Here is an 18,247-nt window from a genome sequence, read left to right as displayed (position 1 = left end):
CTGCCTTCATACGGGTCATCACCGGCCGTCCGGCCCGGCCCCCGCCCGTCCGTCCCGCTCCCGGCCGCGTCGGACCGATGAATCCGCCGTTCGCCAGCAGTCTTCTCCTACGAGCCCACGGCCTGCCCGTGCGCGCACGGACGAGACCCGGACGAGAAGCGAGACGGTGACCATGAGCGACCTGCACGGCCTCCTCCAGGCACACGTGGACAGCGGATACCTGCCCGGCGCCGTCGCGCTGATCGCCCGCGGCGACCGGGCCGAGGTGGCGGCCGTCGGCTCCCTCGACACGGAGGGCACCGCACCCATGGCCCGCGACACCCTCTTCCGCATCGCCTCCCTCACCAAACCGGTCACCGCGGCCGCCACGATGATGCTGATCGAGGACGGGCTGCTCGCGCTCGACGCCCCCGTGGCGCGCTGGCTGCCCGAGCTCGCCGCACCCGTGGTCGTCCGTACGCCCGCCTCGCCCGTCGAGGACGTGGTCCCCGCGCAGCGCCCGATCACCGTCGAGGACCTGCTCACCTTCCGGGCCGGCTACGGCTTCCCCGCGGACTTCTCGCTGCCCGCCGTGCGGCTCCTGTTCAGCGAACTCCGGCAGGGGCCGCCGGAGCCCCAGGAGATCGCCGCGCCCGACGCGTGGATGGCCGCCCTCGCCCGCATTCCGCTCCTCCACCAGCCCGGCCGGGCCTGGCTGTACAACACCTGCTCCGACATCCTCGGCGTCCTGCTCGCCCGCGCCGCCGGGCAGCCGCTGACCGACCTCCTGGCCGAGCGGCTCTTCGAACCCCTCGGGATGCGCGACACCGCGTTCGCCGTACCGCCCGCGCAGCGCCACCGGTTCGCCTCGTACTACCGGGCCGCCCCGGACGCCGGATCACCGGACGGCGCGGCCCTGCACCTCGTCGACGGGCCCGACGGGCAGTGGTCCACCCCACCCGCGTTCCCCTCGGCGACGGGCGGGCTCGTCTCCACCGCCGACGACTGGTACGCCTTCGGCCGGATGCTGCTCGGCGGGGGCGCGTACCCGGGCGGCCGGCTGCTGTCGGCCGACTCCGTACGGCAGATGACCACCGACCACCTGACCGCGCCGCAGCGCGAAGCGGGCGCCCTCTTCCTGGAGGGCCAGGGCTGGGGATTCGGCGGCAGCGTCGACATCGCGCCCCTCGAACCCTGGAACGTGTCCGGCCGCTACGGCTGGATGGGCGGCACCGGCACCGCCGCGCACATCGTCCCCGCCACCGGCACCGTCACCCTCCTGCTGACCCAGCGGGAACTGGCCGGCCCCTCCTCACCCGAACCCATGCGGCAGTTCTGGGCGCTGGCGGCGGCCGAACGGGCGTGAGCGTTCCGCGGTTCCGGGGATGACGGGGCCCGCACCGGGCATCCGTAGGCCATGCAGAATTCCGTGCAAAGACCCGAGGAATCAGGGAAGTCGGGAGGCTCGGGCTCCCGCCGTCCGGTGTGGTTCGCGGCGGGGCTGCTCGCCCTCGCCGCCGTGCTCGTCATCGTCACGGGTCCCCTCGGCCTGCTCCCCGGCCTGGGCGACGTCTTCGGCTCGACCACCCGGGACCGCACCGGTCCCGCCGTCCTCAAGTCCATCCAGGACATGAGCCGTTACGAGGGTGCGGCCGGCAACTACCAGGTGATCGTCGACCTGGAGAAGGACGCCAAGCTGCTGCCCGACGCCATCCGCGGCACCCGCACCCTGTACGTGGGCGCCGGCACGGTCAGCGCCTACGTGGACCTCGGCCGGCTCGACGAGCGGAGCGTCACCGTGAACGCGGACCGCACCACGGCCCGGCTCACCCTGCCGCACGCCGCACTCGGGGACCCGGCCCTCGACCCGAACCGCTCCTACGCGGTGTCGAAGGAGCGGGGCCTGCTGGACCGCCTCGGCGACTTCTTCTCCGGCAATCCGGGCGGCGAGCAGGCCGTGCAGAAGATCGCCGTCGCCAACATCGCCACGGCCGCCCGCGACAGCGGGCTCACCGAGCGCGCCGAGAAGAACACCGCCTCGATGCTGGAGGGGCTGTTGCGCTCCCTCGGTTTCACCACGGTGACCATCGCGTACGCCTGACTCGTACGCCGGACATCGCATGCCGGTCATCGCTCGCCGGGCATCGCACGCGAGACATCGCACGTCCGGTGCGTGCGTCCGAGACCGGATTCCCGGGCGGCGGCGGGCCGCCGCCCGGAAGTCCGCCGCGGTGCTACCAGGTGAAGGCGGAGGACTGGTTGGTCGTGGCGATGCAGTAGACCGTCGCCACGGTCGGCGAGGACGTGACGATCCTCAGCGACCAGTTGGTCGCACTGGGCGTACCGGTCAGCAGCCACGAGTTGGTGGTGTTGCCGGTCGCCAGGGAACCACTGCTCAGCGGCACCGCGCCCAGGGTGATCGGGTTGGGGCCGGTCATCGCCGGATTCACCTTGCCGGAGAAGTCGACCTCGGTGCCGTCGTTCTTCTTCGTCTTGAGGGTCGTCGTGATGCTGTTCGGATCGGCGCTGCTGCCGATCGGCATCGTGATGGCCGTCGAGGTGAGCTTGATCTTCTTCACCCCGCCGGAGTCGGTCGCGGTGAGCGTGCCGAGCCCGGTGCCCCAGCTCCCGCAGTTGTACGTCGCGGTCGCGGTGGCCGGGGCCACGGCGACCGCCGAGGAGGACAGGGCGAACGTCGCCGTGAGCGCGCCCGCCGTGGCCAGTACGGCCAGGCCGGCGAATCGTGAGGGTCTCATACCGGTGGTGCTCCTTCCGAGCGGTGGTGCGCAGGGGCATAGCCGCGTGCGGATCCGTGGCCGGGCCGACTTCGCCCCGCAAGCCACGAACCGGAACCGGGGACCGGAAGTCCCGAGATGTGCCGGGCGGTAAACACCCATGTGCTGTCGGGTGTCCTCGTACCACGGCGCATCGTGCCGGGGTCAGGACGTCGAGTCGTAGTGAAGCCACGATCATCCGAACAGTCAACAGCCGTGCACGGGAAGAAAGCCGAACGATAATCGGTCGCCCGGCCCGGTATCACCGTGCGGAATCCTGATCGACGTGATGTCCCGTCAGTCCGCGATATTCCTTCTCTTGACTTCTTCGGTGCCCGCCTTCTCAATGTTCTGAATCATTCGACAATTGGATCATCGAGCCGGTACCCCGTGGCGTCCGCAGCGTTCCGTGCGCGCCCCGGTGCACCGGCCCGGCGGCTTGCCCGGGGCAAGGAGAAGGAGTCAGGTGTTTCGACAACGTAGACGCATACCGCACCGCCCGGTGGTGGGGGCGAGCGCGCTGCTCCTGGTGCTGAGCTGCGGTGCGGCGGCCCAGGCCGTCCCCGCAGGAACGGCGGGCACGACCACGCCGACCGTGCACTGCGTCCTGCCGGCCGGGCAGGGCGAGGCGACCGGCGCCCAGCAGATGACCGTGGAACTCACCCCGGCGACGGTGGCGCCCGGCGGGAAGGTGCACGCCAAGGTCACCCTCGGACCGAGCCCCGCGACCAGCGCGTTCTCCATCACCCAGGTGCCCACCACCCCGAGCATCGACCTGGCGATGTCCGGCGGCGCCACCGGCACCGCGACCGTCACCGGCCCCGAGGTCCCGGTGGACATCGTCGCGGGGGAGCACATCGTGATCCCGCCCTACGAAGGGGACTTCATCGTCCCGCTGACCGCGTCGGGGCCGGTCGAGTTCACCCCGCTGCGGACGCTGACCCGTACCAAGGTGCTCGGCGGGTCGTACGAGACCCCGTGCGTGGTCACCGCCGGAGCCGGCTCGGTGGGCACGGTGGACGTCCAGGGCAGCGGCGGCCCGCCCGCTGTGCTGGGCGCGCCGTCCGAGCCCGTCCGCCCGAACACGGCGGTCGCGCTCACCGGGTCCGGCTGGACCCAGGGCGGGGAAGCGGTCCCGTCGCTCTGCGACACCAGCGGCGCCGGCTGCGACACGGAGAAGTTCGCCGCCAACTCCCTTGCCATCGACTCCTATGGCGGCCTGTCCGGGACGGCGACCCTCGCCCCGGCCACCCAGGTGCCCGACGGCGACTACCTGGTGAAGGTGAACGACGGGACCAAGGAGGCCACGGCGCCCCTGACGGTCAAGGCCGTGGCGGCCGGGGAGCGCGAGCTCACCCTCTCGGCCTCCAGCGGACCCGTCGGCACCGTCGTCACCGTCTCCGGCAAGAACTACCGGCCGGACCAGTGGATCAACGTCGTCGGCGTGAACGCCGACGGAGTGACCCTGGACGACACCGCCGTCTATCCCAAGAGCGACTCGGACGGAACCTTCAGCACCGCGTTCACCGTGACCGACCCGGCCCTCGTGTCGATCCAGGCGGACGAGGGCGGGGACCCGGCCACGGTCCGGTCCCGGCCCTTCACCGTCACCACCGGCGGAGGTCCGGGCGGCAGCGGCGGCCAGAAGATGAACCTGTCCGTGCTTCCCGGTCCACTGACCATGTCCCAGGCCGGCGACTCCGTCGACTTCGGCTCGGTCACGCTCGACGGCTCGCCGCACACCCTGAACGGCGCGCTCAACAAGGTCACCGTCCACGACGCCCGCGGCATCAACACGGGCTGGTCGCTCACCGGAACCATGAGCGACTTCACCACCGCCGCCGGAGCCTCCCTCTCCGCCTCCATGGTGACCTGGGCTCCGGCCTGCGCCGCCCAGGGGGGCAGCTCCGCGACGCCGGTGGCGGGTCCGCCCGCGCGCCTGGGCAACGCCCCGGCCGCCCTGTGCTCGGTGGCCACGGACGGCTCCCGCGCGTCCCTCGGCGGCAACTACGACGCCGACGCGGCGCTGGTCCTCCAGCTGCCGGGTACCGCCCAGCCGGGCAGCTACACGGCGCTGCTCACCCTGTCGCTCTCGTAGCCGAGCGGCCGCAGGAGGTCCGGCCGGTCCCCGCCTTTGGGCGGCGACCGGCCGGACGTTTATCTCGATAATGTCAACTGACGTCGCGTCAGATCGTATTCGGAATGCTATTGACTTGTTCCGTTCCAGCCGCCTCAATGTCCCGTGCCGTGAATCGGTGAAATGCCATCCCGGATCTCAGTGATGAATGGGAGTCAAGTGTTTTCACGACGAAGACTGATGACACACCGATGGGTGTCGACGCCGGCGCTGCTCGCCGTCTCCATAACGGGACTCGGGCTCGTCGCCGCACCCGCCGCCCAGGCCGGCACGGTCACCCCCACGGTGCACTGCTCACTGCCCGCCGGTCAGGGCGAGGCGACGGGCCCCCAGTCCATGACGGTCGAGCTGAGCCCGTCCATCGTCGACCCCGGCGGCAGCGTCCACGCCAAGGTCACGCTCGGCGGATCGCCCGCGACCAGCGGCATCTCCCTGTCGAACGTGCCGACCACGCCCTCCCTCGACCTCGCGATGTCCGGCGGAGCCACCGGTACGGTCACGGTGCGCGGACCCGAGATCACCATGAACGTGCCGGCCAACACGCCGATCCTGATCCCCCCGTACGAGGGCGACTTCCTCATCCCGGTCAACGCGAGCGGCCCGATCTCCTTCGCGCCGATCCGCACCCTCACCCAGACCAAGGTCCTCGGCTCGACCTACCAGACCCCGTGCGACGTGACGGCGGGCGGCGGCAGCGTCGGCACCGTCACCGCTCAGGGCACCGCCGGCGTCCCGGCCACGCTCACGGCCCCCGGCGGCACGGTCCGGCCGAGCACCTCCGTCCCGCTGAGCGGCGAACTGTGGACCCCGGGCGGCACCCCGGTGCCCGCGCTGTGCGACGCCAACGGCGGCGGCTGCGACCCCGGCAAGTTCACCTCCAGCACCCTGTCGATCAACGCGGCCAAGCAGCTGACCGGCACGGCGACCCTCGCGGGCGCCGGAACGGTCCCGGACGGCAGCTACCTGGTCAAGGTGAACGACGGAGCCAAGGAGGCCACCGCGCCGCTGACCGTCAAGGCCTTCACCCCCACCGGACCGCGCGCCTTCACCCTCTCCCCGAACCAGGGGCCGGTCGGCAGCGTCATCACGGTCTCCGGCACCAACCACCGCCAGGACCAGTGGATCAACATCGTCGGCCTCGACGCCGCCGGGCTCACCCTGGACGACACCGCGGTCTACGTGAAGACCACCCCGGACGGCACCTTCTCCGGCGCCTTCACCGTCAGCGACCCGGCCATCGTCGCCGTCCAGACGGACGAGGGCGGCGACCCCGCCACCACCCTCACCCGGCCCTTCACCATCACCGCGGCGGCGGCCACCCTCACCACCGGCGCCGGCAAGGTGAAGCCGGGCGGCACCCTCACGGTCTCGGGCACCGGCTGGCCCGCGGGAGCCGCTCCCACGGCCTCGCTCTGCGCGGCCGACGGCAGCGCCTGCGACCCGGCCCTGATCGGCTCCAGCGCCCTGACCGTCGCGGGCGACGGCAGACTCGCGGGGAGCGTCTCCGTCGCCTCCGGCGCCCCGCAGGCGACCTACCTGCTCAAGGTCCAGGCGAACGGGGTGTCGCAGACCGCGGCGCTCACCGTCGCCAAGTACTTCATCGTCCTCAGCACCTCCAACGGACCGGCCGGCACCAAGGTGACCGTCGTGGGCCAGGGCTTCGCCCCGGTCGCCACCGTCGCGATCACCGGGCTCAAGGCGAACGGCTCGGGCACCTCGGACGGCACCAAGACCAAGATCGTGGGCCTCGACGGCGCCTTCTCCCAGACCTTCACGGTCAACGACCCGGCCACCACCGCGATCCGGGTCAAGGAGGTGCTGGTCAACCCGCGCACCGCGGTCGCCGCCTTCACCGTGGGGACCGGCACCCCGCCGCCCGCCGCGGGCTTCGCCCTCTCGCCCGACTCCGGCAAGGCCGGCACGGTGGTCCAGGTCACCGGCTCGGGCTTCGCCCCGGTCGCCACGGTCGCGGTCACGGGCCGCCGGGCCGACGGCTCGCAGACCTCCGACTCGTACGTCACCCGGATCATCGGCCTCGACGGCACCTTCGCCCTGAACTTCACGGTCAAGGACCCGTCCACGGTGGCCCTGCGGGCCTGCGAGATCCTGATCAACGGCAAGACCGTCCAACGCGCCTTCACCGTCCTCTGACCCCGGCCCACCCGGCCCTCTCACCGTGCCGGTCCGCCCGCCCCCACCCCGGGACGGTCGGACCGGCACGGTGCTGCGCACGTCCCGTACCGGCATCGGCGTTTCGGCGTGACGCTGCCCAGCGCGTGGAGCTCGCTGACCACCTCCAAACAGCGCTACCTCTCCTTCCACGGCTTCGTCCAGCACGCACGGGCCGGCCACCTGCTGGGCCGACTGCTGACGCAGCAGGCCGCCGCCGCCGAGGTCCGTGTGCACGAGGTCGGTCCTTTCCTGCTCGGGCACTTCCGGAACATGGCCGAGACCAGTGAGCGCGAGCAGACCCGGCTGGCCGGCAGGGCCGCCCGGATCGGACTGATCGCCGACGGCGCCGGCGACTCGCGACCCTGCTGACCTACGGGGCGCTCGGGCTGCTGCTCTGGGGCGGAAGCGTGCGGCTCGCGCTCGCGGGCACCGCCGTCCTCGCGGTCCGCCGCCGCGGCCGGCCTCGACGGCCTCGTCCTGCAGATCACCGACCTGCACCAGGAGTCCCTGTTCGTCGCGGACTACGAGCGCCTGTGCGCGAAGGCCGCGGCGCGGGCGACACCGGCCACCGGCGAGCCCCTCCCGGAGCGCCTGCGCGGGATCCGCTTCGACAACGTCACCTTCACCTGCCCGGGCAGTGCCGGCGAGCGCCCGCGGCCGACCCTGCGCGAGGTGTCCCTGACCGCCCGGATCGGCAGGGTCATCGCCCTGGTGGGCGAGAACGGCTCCGGCAAGTCCACCCTGATCAAGCTGCTGGCCGGCCTGTACCTGCCCGACGCCGGCGGCGGCACCGTCTGGTGGGACGGAGCCGACGCAACGCCCAACTCGTCCAGGCGGCCGCGTTCGCGGTCACCCTGCCCGCCCCGCGCGACGGCTCCGCGCGCATCGCCACGCCGGACCCCCCGTGACCGGCCGCCGTCGCGGGCGCCCCGGGCCGAGGGCGCGAAGCCGCACACGCGAAGCGCCCGTCACCGAGCGGGCGTTCGCGCCGTTGACGCGGCGCCGGCGCACCGCCGATACCAGGGAGGCAGCGTGAACACGCCCATCGAGACGCCAGACGTCCGGCTCGCCACCAGGGCCAGCCCCATGGCCCTCGAACAGACCGGCCGTTTCGCCGAGTTGTTCCGGCGATGCCACCCGGACCTGGTCCTCGACGTCGTCGAGGTCGTCTCCGAGGGGGACCGCCACGTCGGACCGCTGTCCCGGATCGGCGGCAAGGGCGCCTTCACGCGCACGGCGGACCGGCGGCTGCTGGCCGGGGAGGTCGACATGGCGATCGCCTGCGCCAAGGACGTCCCGGGCCCCCACGACCGGGAACCGGGCATCGCCGTCGGCGCGGTCCTGCCCCGCGAGGACGTGCGCGACGTCCTGGTGCTCCCGGCCGGCCACCCGCCCGCCACCCTCGCCGACCTGCCGCGGGGCAGCCGTGTCGGGACCAGCGCGCCGCGCCGCGCGGCCCTCCTCAAGGCGCTGTACCCGGCGTTGCTGCCGGTCCCGATCCGCGGGAACGCAGACAGCCGCCTCGCCCGGCTGGACTCCGGCGCCCTCGGCGTCGACGCCATGATCGCCGCCCTGGCCGGCCTCGGCCGACTCGGCCTCACCGGCCGGGTGTCGGAGGTCCTCGACCCCGCGCGGTGGCTGCCGGCCTCCGGCGCCGGAATCGTCGTCATCGAGCACCGCGGCGACGACAAGGCGACCCGGGACCTGCTCGCCCCGCTCACCGACGCCCCCACCCACGCCCTCCTCGACGCCGAACGGGCCGCCTTGGCGGCCCTGGGAGGCGGATGCCTCACCGCAGCCTCCGTCCACGCCTCCCTCGACCCCCGGACGGCGCTGCTCACCGTCCGCGCGGCGGTCCTCGACCCGGGCGGGGCGGGCGCGCTCCGGGCGACCGCGTCGGGCGCGGCCGACCGGGCCGCCGACCTCGGCCGGGAGGCCGGAGAGCGGCTCCTGCGGGACGGGGCCGCCCGGTGGCTCGACGGCCGGCCGTGACGGGGGCCCGGAAGCAGAAGAGGCTGATCGGGTGAACCGGCGGAACCTGTGCCGGGCCCGGGCGTTGATCAAGACGCTCACCACCATGCACTCGTGCAACAGGAAGACCTGATGATGATTAAGAAGATGATGGCCACCGCCGCCGCCTCCGCCTCGATCCTGGGCGTCGCCGCCGCCGTTGCCGCCCCGGCCATGGCCATCGGCAACGACAACGGCGTCAACACGGTCAACGGCAACGGCGCCCAGCAGATCTACGGCAACCAGAAGACCTCCGGTGACCAGAGCCCGCAGCTCGGCCTCGTCCAGGGCACCCTGAACAAGCCCTGCATCGGCCTCCCGGCGAAGGTCAACGCCCAGTCGCTGGTCGCCCTGGTCAACGTCGGCGTCCAGGACATCAACGTCCTGTCCAACCCGCAGAACCAGCAGTGCACCGAGAACTCCACCCAGGCCAAGGGTGACGAGCCGCTCTCGCACATCCTCGACAACATCCCGGTCCTGTCGGGCAACGTCTCCGCCGGCAGCTGACGCAGTCCCCTCTGCGAGCCGGGGCCTCCGACGCCTGCGCGAGTGCCCACGGGGCCCCGGCTTGTTCCACCCGGACTCCTCGCGGGTCCGGTTCCTCCGCAGGCGTGCGAGGGCCGCGAGGCCGTCACCACGGGCACCGACGGGCACAGCACGGAGCCTCCCCACCCCTTCGGGGGTCGGGAGGCTCTGTCGTGTGTGCGCGGGTGCGGACGGCTCAGAAGGGCTTCGTCGGCAGGTACTTGCCGTCGAGGGTGATGACGGCGCGCTCGCCGCCGTCGGGGTCGGCGACCTTGCGCACGTCGAGCTTGAAGTTGATCGCGCTGATGATGCCGTCGCCGAACTGCTCGTGCACCAGGGCCTTCAGCGTGGTCCCGTAGACCTGGAGCATCTCGTGGAAGCGGTAGATGGTCGGGTCCGTCGGGATGCCGCCCGGGATCGAGCCGCGGGTGGGAACCGTCTGCAGCAGCCGGACGGCGTCCTCGTCGAGGCCGAGCAGCGCGGCGACCGGCCGGGCGGCGGACTCCGGCAGGGCGTGCTGGCCCAGCAGGGCGGCGGTGACGAAGGCGACCGAGAGACCGGTCACGTCCGCCAGCTCCTGCCAGGAGAGGTCCCGGCGGGTCTTGGCGTCGACGACGGCGACGGCGAGGTCCTGGCGGGCGGTGGGGTCGAACTGGGCGTGCAGCATGGGGGAGGGGTCCTTCCGGGACGGGTGGGACGGGTGTGGGACGGGGCGGGGGTCGGGCATCGGGGACCGGGGCCGCGCCGGCTCAGGCCGAGGCGGGGGCGGGCGTGGGCGCGGCGGACGCGCCGACTTCCGCCACGTCGCCCGTCGGGATGTCGTAGACCCAGCCGCGCAGGGTGATTGCCCCCGCGGCGAGGGCGCGGGCGACCGAGGGGTGCGTGGCCAGGTTGGCCAGCTGGGCGCGGACGTTCTCGCGGACCAGCGCCGCCACCCGGTCCGGACCCGTCCCGGCGGTACGGGCCACCGAGGCGTCGGCGTGCCGCAGCCAGCCGGCGACCGACGCGGCGCCGCTCAGGTCCGTCCCCTCGGCCAGCGCGGTCATCGCCCCGCAGGCGGAGTGCCCGCAGACCACGATGCCGGTGACGCCGAGCACCGCGACGGCGTACTCGATGCTCGCCGTCACCCCGTCCGGGACGGGGGCGTAGGCCGGGACGAGATTGCCGGCGGTCCGGATGACGAACAGCTCACCGGGCTCGCTCTGGGTGATCAGCTCCGGCACCACGCGGGCGTCGGAGCAGCCGATGAACAGGGTGGCGGGGCGGTGCGTGCCGGCCAGCTCGGCGTAGAGCCGCGCCTTGGCCGGGAAGACCTCCCGCTGGAAGCGTGCGACGCCGTCCGACAGGGCGCCGTCCGAAAGATCGTGCATGGTCACTCCCTCTGTGGGATCCGCCCCGTGGGGCTTGACGTGTTCCACCATGCATGAGCTGCATCTATTGTGTCCAAGGCGCAATATCGATGTCTTGCATTGGTTTCATCTATAGTGAGGGGATGGCCCCGGAACTGCGTCACCTCCGCTATCTGATCGCGGTCGCCGAACACGGCAGCTTCACCCGCGCCGCCGAAGAGCTGCGGATCTCCCAGCCGACCCTCTCGCAGCAGGTGAAGCAGCTCGAACGGGCCGTGGGAGCACAGCTGTTGGACCGGACGGGCCGCGCCGTCCGGCTCACCGACGCCGGAGCCACCTACGTCCAGTACGCGCGCGGTGCGCTGCGGGACCTCGCGGCGGCGGAACGGGCCGTCCTGGACCTCGCGGACCTCTCCCGCGGGCGGCTGCGGCTGGCCCTCACCCCCACGTTCACCGCGTACCTCACGGGCCCCCTCCTCGCCGCGCTGCAGCGCGCCCACCCCGGCATCACCGTCGACGTCCGCGAGATGCCGCAGGACCGCATCGAAGCGGGGCTCCTCGCCGACGACCACGACCTGGGCATCGCCTTCGGCGGGCCCCACCCGCCGGGCATCGCGGCCGAGCCGCTGTTCACGGAGACCCTCGGCCTCGTCACGGCGGCCGACGCGGACCGCGCCGACGCCGTTCCCGCAGCGCCGCTGCCCGTGCGCGAGCTCGCGGGGCGCCGACTCGCCCTGCTCAGCGGGGACTTCGCCACCCGGGCGCACGTCGACGCGTACCTCGCCGCCCACGGCGTGCGCCCGCACATCGCCGTCGAGGCCAACTCCGTACAGGCGCTCACCGAGATCGTCCGGCGCACCCCGCTGGCCACGGTCCTCCCGGACGCCGTCACCGACGACCACCCGCAGCTGCGGCCGATCCCCCTGGAGCCACCGCTGCCGTCCCGTGCCGTCACCCTGCTGCGGCGCACGGGCGCGTACGAGAGCGCGGCGGCCCGCGCGTTCACCGCCCTCGCCCGTGAGCTGGTCCGCAGCCGCGGCTACCGGCCGGCCTGAGGGGCGACGGACCCGCCCGTGCGGGACCCCGCGCGACGGTCAGGACGCCGGGCGGGCGAGCCGCTCCGTGCGGGCCAGGAACTCCGTCGGGTGGAAGGGCTTGGCGAGGCAGTCGTCCACCCCGGCCTCCAGGGCGCGCGCCGTGCACTCCGGGTCCGCCGGGGGCAGGGCGAGGATGGGGACGCGCCCGTGGGCGGGGTCGCGGCGGATCTCCTCGAAGAGCGCGACCTCGTCCAGCCCGGGGCCGGTGCGCTCGCAGACCACCAGACCGACGGGGCTCTCGCTGGCGAGCAGGGCGACGGTGTCCGCGCCGGTGCCGCCGTCGACCACGGCGAACCCCCGGCCCACGAGCAGCCGCTCCAGGAGGGTGCGCAGGGTGCGGTCCTTCGCCACGAGGAGGATCTTGACTGGGGGCGTGCCGCTCATGGTGTTCCTGTTCCTCTGCCTGCCGTGGTCCCGCAGAGCCTACGACGTGGCCGAGGGGGCGGCGGTCCTTGCCTGCCCGCCCGGGCGGTGTCTAGCGTCTGCGCATGACGACTGAACCGCAGCGATTCGAGATCCTCCTGGTACCCGGGCACATCGAAAACCTGCGAGGCGCCGACGCGGCCGACCGGGCCCTGAGGTCGGCCGTGGTCGAGGCCACCGGCGAGACCGGGGCCTCCGGCTACCCGCGCTATCGCGGCCAGGGCCTGGAGGCCGACATCGATCCCCGTACGCGTACGGTGGAGGCGCTGCTCGTCGACGGGGCGGAGCTGGACTACGGCCTGACGGCGCTGGTGGCGCCCGACAGGCGGCGGTGAGGACCCGGCCGCACCGCCGAACCGACCCGAAGGACGACCCGTGACCGACCTGAACCTCGACGCGCAGACCGCACTGGTGCTCATCGACCTCCAGAAGGGCATCCTGGGCCTCCCCACGCACCGCCGCGCCGCCGACGTCCTGCGGCGCGGCATCGAGCTCGCGGAGGCCTTCCGCGCGCGGAATCTGCCCGTCGTCCTGGTCCGCGTCGCCTGGTCCGCCGACGGCGGCGACCTGCCCACCACCGCCGTCGACCGCCCGGGACCGGCCGTGGCCCCGCCCGCCGCGTTCTCGGAGATCCCGCAGGAGCTGGCCGCGCTCGGGGACGTCGTCGTCACCAAGCGGCACTGGGGCGCCTTCACCGGCACCGAACTGGACCTCCAGCTGCGCCGCCGCGGCATCCACCGCATCGTGCTGGGCGGCATCTCCACCAGCGTCGGCGTCGAGTCCACCGCCCGCACCGCCTGGGAGCACAGCTACGAGCTCGTCTTCGCCGAGGACGCCACCGCCGACACCGACGCGGACTCCCACGCGCACAGCTTCGGCAAGATCTTCCCGCGCATCGGCCGGGTCGGCTCCACCGCCGAGGTCGTCGCCGCCCTGAAGGCCTGAAGGCCTGAGCGCCGGGGCGAGCGGACGCCCGCCCGCCGCGGCCGGGCCGTCCCGCGAACGCGCCGGCCCGGCCCCCTCGCGAGGGGACCGGGCCGGCTCCGTGCGGTCAGGCGGGCGTCAGCTCACCTGGAGGGTGACGTCGTCCACGACGTAGGAGGTCTGGAGGGACTGGTCCTCCACGCCGTTGAACTTCAGCGTGACGCTCTGGCCGGCGAAGGCCGACAGGTCGTACGTCTTCTGCGTGAAGCCGGTGTTCGCGTCCAGATTGGACAGGGTGGCCAGGGTCTGGCCGCCCACCGAGACGGTGAAGGTGTCGTAGACCACGTTCTCGGTCTCGTCCGTGTCGATGTGCAGGAAGAACGACAGCTGGTACGCGGAGCAGCCGGACGGGATGGTCAGCGACTGCGAGGCGCTGTCCGTGCGGGCCGAACCCCAGCCGTTCAGCCAGGCCTTGTAGCTGCCGCCGTGCGGCGCCTGGCCGGCCTGGTTGGTGATGACTCCCGAGGTGGTGGTCCACGGGCTGGTGCCGCTCTCGAAGCCGCCGTTGACCACGAGCTGGCGGGGTGTGCACGAGCCGCCGCCGCCGGTGACGGTCAGCGTGTAGGTGGTGGTGTGGCTGACGGTGCCGGAGCCGGTGACCGTCAGGGTGTAGGTGCCCGGCGCGGTGCTCGCGCCGACCTGGACGGACAGGGTGGAGGCGCTGCCGGACTGCACCGACGTCGGGCTGAGCGTGGCGCTCACCCCGGCCGGGGCGCCGGAGACGGACAGGGCGATCGTCTGGGCGGCGCCGCTGACGGTCGCCGTGTTGACGGTGGCCGAGGTGGAACCGCCGGGGGCCGCGCTGCCCGCCGAGGGGCTCGTGCTCAGCGAGAAGTCCTGGGCGGGGGTCTCCCCGCCCACGGCCTGCTTCCAGACTGCGTACGCGACGCCGTCGGCACTGCGGTCCAGGACGGTGGGGCTGATGTTGCTCGTGGTGTCGCAGGAGCTGTGGTAGCAGGCGTCGTAGGCGGCGTTCGCCGTGCCGCCCCACTTGGCGGCCTGGGCGGACGTCTTGCGCGCGCTGGCTCCGGCCGCGTAGCCGGAGGTGGGGATGCCGGCCTGCTGGAAGGAGTAGTCGTCGCTGCGGCCCTGGCCCTCGGTGTTCTCCTCGGGCGCGAGGTTCAGCGAGGTCCAGTACGCCTTGAGCGGGGCGGCGGTGGCCGAGTTGACGTTGTTGATGAAGTAGCCGCCGTTGGTCGAGCCGACCATGTCGAAGTTGTAGTAGCCCTTGATGGCGCTGCGCTGGGCGCTGCTCAGCTGGTTGACGTAGAACTTCGAGCCGTTGAGGCCCTGCTCCTCGTCGGTCCACCAGGCGAAGCGCACGTGCTTCGTCATGGTGGGGTTCTTCTGCGCGAGGACGAGGGCGTTCTCCAGCAGCGTGGCGGATCCGGAGCCGTTGTCGTTGATGCCGGGGCCGGCGGAGACGCCGTCGAGGTGGGCGCCGAACATGATCGTCTGGTCCGCGGGGCCGCCGGGCCAGTCGGCGATCAGGTTGTTGGAGGGGTAGGTGCAGGAGGTGCAGTTCTGCTCGGACACCGTGTAACCGGCGGCCTGCAGCTTGCCCTTCACGTACGCCAGCGACTGGGTGTAGCCGGCGCTGCCCGCACGGCGGTTGCCGCCGTTCTGCGAGGCGATCGTGCCGAACTGGGTGAGGTGCGCGCGGACGTTGTCCACACTGATGTTCGGAGGATCGTTGCCGGGTTGGGTCCCGCCGACGTTCAACGCGTAGTCGACGGTGTGGGAGAGGGTGGTGCCCTGGCCCTTGACGACCACGGTGGAGGAGCCGGGGGCGGCGTTGGCGGTGGCGGTCAGGGTCAGCACCGAGGACTGGCCGGACTGCACGGTGGCCGGGTTGAAGGAGGCGGTGACCCCGGCCGGCAGGCCGGTGGCGGTGAGGGTCAGCGACTGCGCGGATCCGGTGGTGGTGCTGGTGGCCACGGTGGTGGTGACCGACGCGCCCTGCTGCACGGTGCCCGAGGACGGGTTCAGCGCCAGTGAGAAGTCGTTGTTCTGCCCGCTCGGCGTGCAGGTCGGGTCGCCCGCCTGGGCGGGCACGCTGATCGCGTCCCAGGCCGCCTTGGTCCTGGTGAAGAGGTCACACGTGGCGGGATCCAGGGACTTCGCCGAACTGAGCGTCGCCGTACGGTACTTCTTGTAGGACATGCTGCTGGTCTTGAGCAGCATGCCGCCGTAGAAGATCTTTCCGGCGTTCTGCACGCCCACGCCGGTCAGCGTCGTCTGGTTGCAGGTGGAGCTGCTGGGCTTGCCGCCGCCCGGGTTGGTGCCCTCGGCGAGCAGGTAGAACCAGTGGTTGAGCGGGCCCGCGGCCGCGTGCACCTCGGTCCCGGGTATCGCGGAGCTGTAGCAGGCCGGGTCGTTGTTGACGGCCGGCGGGTTGTACATGTTGCGGATCGGGCCGCGGCCCTGGAGGTTGATGACCTCGCCGACCGTGTAGTCCGGGGTGTCGTAGGGCGACGGTTCGTTGATGAACGCCTCGGTCAGCGCGCCGAAGATGTCACCGGTGCCCTCGCCGAGCCCGGCCTCCTGGCCGCTGGTGCCGCCCGGGGTGTTGGTGTCGATGGCGTGACCGTACTCGTGCGCCACCACGTCCACGCCGGCGATCCACTCGTTGGCGCTGTTGTGCCCGATGGTGACCGAGCTGCCGTCCCAGTAGGCGTTCAGGTCGCTCAACCCGACCTTGCCGGGGAAGCTGCGGCCGTTGCCGCTGACGCCGTTGCGGCCCAGCCACTGGCCCAGCATGTCCCACTGCTTCTGCGCGGCGAACATCAGGTCCACGCAGCCGGTCTCCTTGGAGGTGGGGTTGCCCGTGCCCCAGGAGTCCGACGACTTCGAGAAGACCGCGCCCGTGCTGTAGTCCGCGCAGCTCAGGCCGGTCCGGTTCGGGTCGCGCAGCGAGTACGTGGAGCCCGAGGCGGTGGTGTCGATGGCGAGCGGGCCCGGCCCGTTCCACTTGCTGTTGCCGCTGCCCGCCACGACCTCGTCGTAGCTGTCGACGACGGCGCCGCTGCGCGCGTCCACGAAGACGTGCAGCCTGCTGGGCGCGGCCTTGGTACGGCCGGACAGCACGGTCTCCCAGGCCAGGACCGGCTTGTCGTCCTTGAGGCGGACCACCAGCCGGTGCGATTCGACCTTGTCCACCGAGGCGAGCTTGGCCCGGGAAGTGCTCTCGGCGGCCCGGGCGGTGACGACGGGCCGGGTCGCCACGTCGATCCGCACGGCCGAAGCGGACTGCAGGGCGCGCACCTTGCCCGCGCCGTCGGCCAGCACCACCGCGTCGCCGCCGACGACCGGCAGGCCGCGGTAGCTGCGCTCGTAGGCGACGGAGTAGAGGTCCTTCACCCAGGGGGTGACCAGACGCCGTTCGTACTGCTCCTGGGCCGAGTTGACGAGGGAGTCCAGACCGCTGTTCACGGCCTGGTCCGCGGCGGCGACCGCGCGGGCGGCGGGGGAGTCCTGCTGTGACGGTGCGGGCTGCGCCGGTTGCGCTGCCGATGCCGTCCCGGCCAGGGCGCCGGCCAGGCTCGCGGTCAGCGCCATGGCTGCCACGGCGGCCGTCCATCTGGTGGGTTGCAACGTCCACTCCGATCGTGGGGGGTGTGGGGCGAGGCTCGTGCGACGTGCTGTGTTCGCGGCCGAGTATGGGCGTGAACGTGACGTGAACGGGACATCCCGGCAGGCATAAGGTCCGGGTTATGGTGCCGGGCCCGCGTCGCTGCGTACGCTGCCCGGATGCAGCTGGAGTTGAGGCACCTGCAAGCGGTCTGCAGGATCGCGGAGGCGGGCAGTCTGGGGGGAGCGGCGAGGCGTCTGGGCGTCTCGCAGCCGGCCCTCTCGGCCCAGCTGCGCCGCATCGAGCGGGTCACCGGCGGCGAGCTGTTCGTCCGCGGCCGCAACGGCGTCGAGCCCACGGCGCTCGGCCAGTTCGTCCTGGCCAAGGCGCGCCGCGTGCTCAGCGAGATGGACGCGCTCGGCGCCGAGGCCCGCGAGATCGCCACCGGAGCGCCGCTGCGGCTCGGCTGCATCCTGCTGGTCCTGCTCGACGGCCTGCTGGCCCGCACCGACCTCTCCATGGCCGGCCAGGAGATCACCGTGGACCTGGAGGACTCGGTGACGGCCCTGGCCCGGATGCTGGGCGCCGGACAGTACGACGCCATCGTCTACGGCGAGGTCAACGACCACGAAGTGCGGCTGCCCCCGGGCGCCTTGGCCAGGACCCTGGTCGCCAGGGAGCCCTTCTGCATCCGGCTCTCCGCCGGCCACGCCCTGGCCCGCCGGGAGCGCATCGACCTGGCCGAGCTCGCGGCCGAGTCCTGGATGACCCTGGTCGAGGACGACGACGGCGGACCCGAGGCACTCGTCGCGGCCTGCGCGCAGGCGGGCTTCAGCCCGTCCCTGCGCTACCGGATCGCCGACCGCAAGATGCACTACGACCTGATCGCCGCCGGTCGCGCGGTCTCCCTGAGCCAGCCCACGGCCCCGACGGCGCCCGGTACGGTGATGCGCCCGCTCGGCGGCGAGCCGATCACCGGCCGCATCCGGCTGGCCTGGAACCGTGCGACGGTCTCGGCCCGCCAGGCGGAGCTGCTGTACCGGGCGGCGGCCCTGGCCTACGTGGACAACGTCGGCAACCAGCCCTTCCACAAGGAGTGGTGGGACGCGCACCCGGAGTTCCACCCGGTCCTCGACTGACCCGGCCCCACCACCGCCGGCGCGCGGCGCCGGCCGATGGAGACGGGCCGGACGGAGCAAGCGGCTTACTCCAAAGGGTTGTTCATG

16 protein-coding genes and 1 pseudogene are annotated in these 18,247 nt (G+C 72.7%); 12 read left to right on the top strand and 5 right to left on the bottom strand.

The window, feature by feature from the left end:
- Positions 1-172 precede the first annotated feature (172 nt).
- Positions 173-1,345 carry a serine hydrolase domain-containing protein gene (locus CP968_RS01070; RefSeq protein ID WP_150521626.1) on the top strand — a complete coding sequence of 391 codons (1,173 nt, stop codon included), beginning with the start codon at positions 173-175 and terminating at the stop codon, positions 1,343-1,345.
- 51 nt (positions 1,346-1,396) lie between these two features.
- The gene (locus CP968_RS01065; RefSeq protein WP_150516190.1) at positions 1,397-2,080 is read left to right on the top strand and encodes a DUF4230 domain-containing protein; all 684 of its coding nucleotides are present in this window, start codon (positions 1,397-1,399) and stop codon (positions 2,078-2,080) included.
- A gap of 133 nt (positions 2,081-2,213) precedes the next feature.
- Here CP968_RS01065 and CP968_RS01060 read toward each other — a convergent pair whose 3' ends face one another.
- Entirely contained in the window at positions 2,214-2,735 is a 522-nt protein-coding gene (locus CP968_RS01060) for a hypothetical protein (RefSeq protein WP_150516189.1), read from the bottom strand.
- A 484-nt stretch (positions 2,736-3,219) separates the two neighbouring features.
- Here CP968_RS01060 and CP968_RS01055 point away from each other — a divergent pair, with 484 nt between their 5' ends.
- From CP968_RS01055 to CP968_RS01035, 6 genes and pseudogenes are all read left to right on the top strand, one after another.
- Complete coding sequence (locus CP968_RS01055) at positions 3,220-4,851, top strand: WxL domain-containing protein (protein WP_150516188.1); 1,632 nt, start codon at positions 3,220-3,222, stop codon at positions 4,849-4,851.
- Between the two features lie 219 nt (positions 4,852-5,070).
- The gene (locus tag CP968_RS01050; RefSeq protein WP_150516187.1) at positions 5,071-7,041 is read left to right on the top strand and encodes a hypothetical protein; all 1,971 of its coding nucleotides are present in this window, start codon (positions 5,071-5,073) and stop codon (positions 7,039-7,041) included.
- 108 nt (positions 7,042-7,149) lie between these two features.
- Positions 7,150-7,431, top strand: a complete 282-nt coding sequence (locus tag CP968_RS35500) for a hypothetical protein (RefSeq protein WP_306419935.1) — start codon at positions 7,150-7,152, stop codon at positions 7,429-7,431.
- Positions 7,432-7,734: 303 nt separating this feature from the next.
- Positions 7,735-7,869 (top strand): annotated as a pseudogene (locus CP968_RS35495) (ATP-binding cassette domain-containing protein); the annotation flags it as partial.
- A 225-nt stretch (positions 7,870-8,094) separates the two neighbouring features.
- Entirely contained in the window at positions 8,095-9,054 is a 960-nt protein-coding gene (hemC, locus tag CP968_RS01040; RefSeq protein ID WP_229886798.1) for a hydroxymethylbilane synthase, read from the top strand.
- Positions 9,055-9,168: 114 nt separating this feature from the next.
- Positions 9,169-9,579, top strand: a complete 411-nt coding sequence (locus tag CP968_RS01035) for a rodlin (protein WP_150521624.1) — start codon at positions 9,169-9,171, stop codon at positions 9,577-9,579.
- A gap of 214 nt (positions 9,580-9,793) precedes the next feature.
- On the opposite strand, the gene cynS is transcribed toward CP968_RS01035, so the two are convergent.
- Both cynS and CP968_RS01025 read right to left on the bottom strand, forming a co-directional pair.
- On the bottom strand, positions 9,794-10,264 hold the full coding sequence (gene cynS / locus CP968_RS01030; protein WP_150516186.1) for a cyanase: 471 nt from the start codon (positions 10,262-10,264) through the stop codon (positions 9,794-9,796).
- 82 nt (positions 10,265-10,346) lie between these two features.
- Entirely contained in the window at positions 10,347-10,967 is a 621-nt protein-coding gene (locus CP968_RS01025) for a carbonic anhydrase (protein WP_150516185.1), read from the bottom strand.
- A 122-nt stretch (positions 10,968-11,089) separates the two neighbouring features.
- On the opposite strand from CP968_RS01025, the gene cynR reads away from it, so the two are divergent.
- Entirely contained in the window at positions 11,090-12,001 is a 912-nt protein-coding gene (cynR, locus tag CP968_RS01020; RefSeq protein ID WP_150516184.1) for a transcriptional regulator CynR, read from the top strand.
- Between the two features lie 39 nt (positions 12,002-12,040).
- Here the strand turns inward: cynR and CP968_RS01015 are convergent, their stop codons facing one another.
- Positions 12,041-12,427 carry a response regulator gene (locus tag CP968_RS01015; RefSeq protein ID WP_150516183.1) on the bottom strand — a complete coding sequence of 129 codons (387 nt, stop codon included), beginning with the start codon at positions 12,425-12,427 and terminating at the stop codon, positions 12,041-12,043.
- Positions 12,428-12,531: 104 nt separating this feature from the next.
- Here CP968_RS01015 and CP968_RS01010 point away from each other — a divergent pair, with 104 nt between their 5' ends.
- Both CP968_RS01010 and CP968_RS01005 read left to right on the top strand, forming a co-directional pair.
- On the top strand, positions 12,532-12,801 hold the full coding sequence (locus tag CP968_RS01010) for a hypothetical protein (RefSeq protein ID WP_150516182.1): 270 nt from the start codon (positions 12,532-12,534) through the stop codon (positions 12,799-12,801).
- Positions 12,802-12,841: 40 nt separating this feature from the next.
- Positions 12,842-13,411 (top strand): hydrolase, encoded by a 570-nt coding sequence (locus CP968_RS01005; RefSeq protein WP_150516181.1) that lies wholly within the window; start codon positions 12,842-12,844, stop codon positions 13,409-13,411.
- Between the two features lie 117 nt (positions 13,412-13,528).
- On the opposite strand, the gene CP968_RS01000 is transcribed toward CP968_RS01005, so the two are convergent.
- Positions 13,529-17,008: a M28 family peptidase gene (locus CP968_RS01000; protein ID WP_150521623.1), complete on the bottom strand. Its 3,480-nt coding sequence runs from the start codon at positions 17,006-17,008 to the stop codon at positions 13,529-13,531.
- Positions 17,009-17,200: 192 nt separating this feature from the next.
- Here CP968_RS01000 and CP968_RS00995 point away from each other — a divergent pair, with 192 nt between their 5' ends.
- On the top strand, positions 17,201-18,160 hold the full coding sequence (locus CP968_RS00995; protein ID WP_150516180.1) for a LysR family transcriptional regulator: 960 nt from the start codon (positions 17,201-17,203) through the stop codon (positions 18,158-18,160).
- Positions 18,161-18,247: the final 87 nt, after the last annotated feature.

The organism is Streptomyces subrutilus, from assembly GCF_008704535.1.
GTDB lineage: Bacteria > Actinomycetota > Actinomycetes > Streptomycetales > Streptomycetaceae > Streptomyces > Streptomyces subrutilus.
Note: the sequence above shows the minus strand (reverse complement) of the source record. Positions and strands in the feature narration are given on the sequence as shown.